This window comes from Fimbriimonadaceae bacterium, from assembly GCA_019638775.1.
Classification (GTDB): domain Bacteria; phylum Armatimonadota; class Fimbriimonadia; order Fimbriimonadales; family Fimbriimonadaceae; genus JAHBTD01.
The window spans coordinates 1-3098 of the sequence record JAHBTD010000076.1 but is presented as its reverse complement, the minus strand read 5'-3'; the positions used below and the strand labels follow the sequence as shown (position 1 = coordinate 3098).

Genomic DNA, 3098 nt, shown 5'->3' with positions numbered 1-3098 from the left:
ACTCAACCTGCAGCGCGCATGCGAAACTGCCATTGACCTCGCGATGTATGTCGTCAGACAGAAAGGCTTAGGACTTCCGCAGGAAAGCAGGGAGGCTTTTGCCTTACTAGAGAAAGCGGGGCTGCTCCCGGCTGAGTTAGCGAGCCGGCTGCAGCGAATGGTCGGCTTCCGGAATGTGGCCGTCCACGAATACGCCCGCCTGAACCTCGATATCCTCAACGCGATTATCACCACACACCTCGATGACTTTCGCCGGTTCTCCTCAACCATCGTCAAGGCCTGTGCATAGACGCCTGGCGGTTAGGCCCCCAGCAAGTCCCTCAATGGTTTCGCCCGGGCGAGCCGTGCGCGCACGGAGTCGAGCCCAGCGCTTCGCAGGCCAACGCTACAACGGTATGCTGGCTTAGTCAACCCAGGGCGAAAGTTTCGGTTTGCAGGATGAGTCAGGCCCGAGCTCAGGCGTTAGTCCGCGACTGACTAATACTCATTGTATTTCTTGGCACTGCCACGCACACGCTCCGCCGGGTACTTGGCCTCATTGGCCTCCAGCTTGGCTGACGCGCACTCAAGTGGGTCAAGTCCAAATTTGTCGGCAAGGTTTACCAGGTAAAGTTGTACGTCCCCGATCTCCTCTCTCAGACGAGCGATCTTGTCAGTGCTCAACTGGGAGCTCTCAGCCTCAGTGAGCCACAGAAAGATCTCAAGGATCTCCGCAGCCTCAGTAGCCAGGCCGCCCGCAAGGTTTTTAGGTGAATGGAACTGCTCCCACTCGCGGGCAGCAACAAAGGCCCGTAGCCTTTTCTGAAGTTCCTGGATTGGGTTCATGGCAAGAGTCCTGGCTCACGATTCATTGAAAAATAGCGGAGCTTGGCTTCATGGTCTGGTGTGAGGCGCTTGAAAGTCATGACTGCCCGGTATTCCTTTTCGGAAGCTCCAAGCGCGTCTCGCAAATCGAAGGGACGGCTGATTCGCTTTGTGTCGCGACACAGAACAAGATAACGCCACCGACCTTCGTTGCCGGGCCAGTAACGCTCAGACTCGCCCGGCACTATCGAGCGGATTGAATCGAGAGTCATGACATATTGAATTTGACGCTCGCACCTGTCGCAATCTCTACGGTTCTTACTGACGAGGACGATCTCGCCAATGTGCCAGTCCCGGGGCCGCCTCTCAAATGCATGCTTTTGATTTTTCACGACGCTGTCGAGTGTCGCCCCGGAGGTTTTGAATAGCAGCATGGCCACCCCTTCAGTTTTCGATAATGTACCGCGCGGCCTACTGCCAACCTAACCAGCCTGCGCGGCTAAACGCGCGGATCTGGTTCCGCGCAAAGTTACGTCTAAAGATTGAAATAGGCGGCTACTCCTTCATCGAATGCGGCAGGTAGCTTCGTCATTGATAGACTATTCACGTTCTTGTGCCGCGTCATCATAGCAACCTTTGCGATTTCCGACACAAGTTTTACCTCGTGCACAAACTTGCTGGTCAGGTTGTATGTTGGGCTGAGGAAAGACGCTCCCCCAAATGCTATGCAGCGATAAATGGAGCCGAACGTAACCTTGTATTTCTCTTGCAGTTACTTGAGCGGTGTGTTGTTAGCTATCGGGAAAATCTCTTCACCCGCGCAGCCAACCCACAAGTTTTCAGTTCGCTTATGCTCAAAGGCTAGCCTGCAACACACCTTTCGATCGAACCCACAGGCCAACCATGGCCCGTGCGAGGTGTTTTTAGGCATCATGGTCCAGCGCTTTGCCATCTCAATAAGTGCAAGATATGGGTGCTCTCCCAGGCCAACCTGTGATGACCATTCCGATACAAAGTTCAGGTACGCCGTAACTCCTGGGTCGCGAGTGACCCGACGCACCAAGTATTGCAGGGGCGAAAGATCTTCTGTCCGGAGCAGCCCCGCTCTCCATGAGAGTGCAGCAGTTGATAAGCGCATAAGCAACTTGTCGAGTTGCTTCTCCTCGGAGGAATCATGAAACTCCGGCTGGTTGTAGTCGAACCGCGAGTACTCAATCTTGCAATAAATCGCCTGCATGTCTTCATCGTTGCTGAAGCGCACCAGGCACTTTGCCACAATGGCTCCTCTTGCCTACGCATTGGTGCGACGAACTTGAGCTGCATTGATCCAAAGACCAACTCCCGCGAAGGCGGCTGCAACTGCGGGCACGAACGCCAGCAGCAATTGCATCCAAACGGGGAAAGCGGATGGTTCTAGTGGCATTTCTGCCGGCGGCTACCTATTGAATAGACTGTCCGACGCACAGCTGTACTTCGCGCACCTGAGGGGAGCTTGCCTCGATGCCGTGGATTCCTGAATAATCGTCGAATGACATCAAGACAGGTCGGACCGACAACTGCACGCAGCCGCAAGGTCATGATCAGCGCCGTCATGCTGATCGTGCTGTTCGGCTCGGTAAGTGGATGTATCCTCTTCTCTCAGCCGATGAGGACACCGATCGGACACTCCTCGGATGAGAACGGCCGGCGTTGCTCGACCTACCAAACGAGATCGGCGGATGTGTACGAAACGAGGTGCGACTACAGTGGCCCACTCCAAGGCTCCCCGTATGGTCGGTAGAAAGCCACCATCTCAAAACCTCAAGCGATCGTTAATGATCAATCCGAAATGCTGCTGCAGCAGCTGCTGATACTCTTCATCGCTTATCTGACGTTCCTGCGCGTCACCTCCTCCTCGTACCTTCAGCAGGTTATCGACCAACGTCTTTCTCCCCTCCGGCGTCGGCATGGTGCAGATGCGCTGCTGCATAAACAGGGAATCCGGTGCGTGTGAGTGGTAATAGCTGGCGAAGGTGTAGTCCGCCGGGAGACAGGCATCGAGCCCGAAAGAATAGAGGTCCAGCCAGGCACCCTCGCGCTTGCCTTGCAGGAGATACTCATCTCGCTCACCGGCCACCAGCCTAAAGCGCTCACGCCCCTGCCGCGCCTCCTCTCCGAGCACCAGCCTCAAAGGTTCAAGTAATCCATGACCTCCGAAGCCAACGTCCACAATCCACGCGGCGTTGCCCAATGTGACCATCAACAATTGATGGCTTCTCGGACGCACACCTTCGGCCTCGGACGACACGCGTGCC

6 protein-coding genes are annotated in these 3098 nt (G+C 55.6%); 2 read left to right on the top strand and 4 right to left on the bottom strand.

Annotated elements, in window-relative coordinates; genetic code table 11:
* Positions 1-289 (top strand): DUF86 domain-containing protein (locus KF784_19945; protein MBX3121334.1); only part of this gene is annotated, 289 nt, incomplete at its 5' end.
* A 188-nt stretch (positions 290-477) separates the two neighbouring features.
* Here KF784_19945 and KF784_19940 read toward each other — a convergent pair.
* The 3 genes from KF784_19940 to KF784_19930 all read right to left on the bottom strand — a co-directional run bounded on the left by KF784_19940 (position 478) and on the right by KF784_19930 (position 2080).
* Entirely contained in the window at positions 478-825 is a 348-nt protein-coding gene (locus tag KF784_19940) for a nucleotide pyrophosphohydrolase (protein MBX3121333.1), read from the bottom strand.
* Positions 822-1238, bottom strand: a complete 417-nt coding sequence (locus KF784_19935) for a hypothetical protein (protein ID MBX3121332.1) — start codon at positions 1236-1238, stop codon at positions 822-824. The genes KF784_19940 and KF784_19935 overlap by 4 nt, the downstream gene beginning before the upstream one ends.
* Positions 1239-1576: 338 nt before the next feature.
* Positions 1577-2080, bottom strand: coding sequence for a hypothetical protein (locus KF784_19930; GenBank protein ID MBX3121331.1), 504 nt, complete (start codon positions 2078-2080; stop codon positions 1577-1579).
* Positions 2081-2332: 252 nt separating this feature from the next.
* Here KF784_19930 and KF784_19925 point away from each other — a divergent pair, with 252 nt between their 5' ends.
* The gene (locus KF784_19925) at positions 2333-2584 is read left to right on the top strand and encodes a hypothetical protein (protein ID MBX3121330.1); all 252 of its coding nucleotides are present in this window, start codon (positions 2333-2335) and stop codon (positions 2582-2584) included.
* A 12-nt stretch (positions 2585-2596) separates the two neighbouring features.
* On the opposite strand, the gene KF784_19920 is transcribed toward KF784_19925, so the two are convergent.
* Positions 2597-3098, bottom strand: a 502-nt coding sequence (locus tag KF784_19920; GenBank protein ID MBX3121329.1) for an arylamine N-acetyltransferase, incomplete at its 5' end; no start/stop codon positions are given.

What these genes read in the sequence shown, in the direction of transcription:
- KF784_19940 (MBX3121333.1), bottom strand. Translation starts at nt 825, where the DNA reads ATGAACCCAATCCAGGAACTTCAGAAAAGGCTACGGGCCTTTGTTGCT.
- KF784_19935 (MBX3121332.1), bottom strand. Translation starts at nt 1,238, where the DNA reads ATGCTGCTATTCAAAACCTCCGGGGCGACACTCGACAGCGTCGTGAAA.
- KF784_19925 (MBX3121330.1), top strand. Translation starts at nt 2,333, where the DNA reads ATGACATCAAGACAGGTCGGACCGACAACTGCACGCAGCCGCAAGGTC.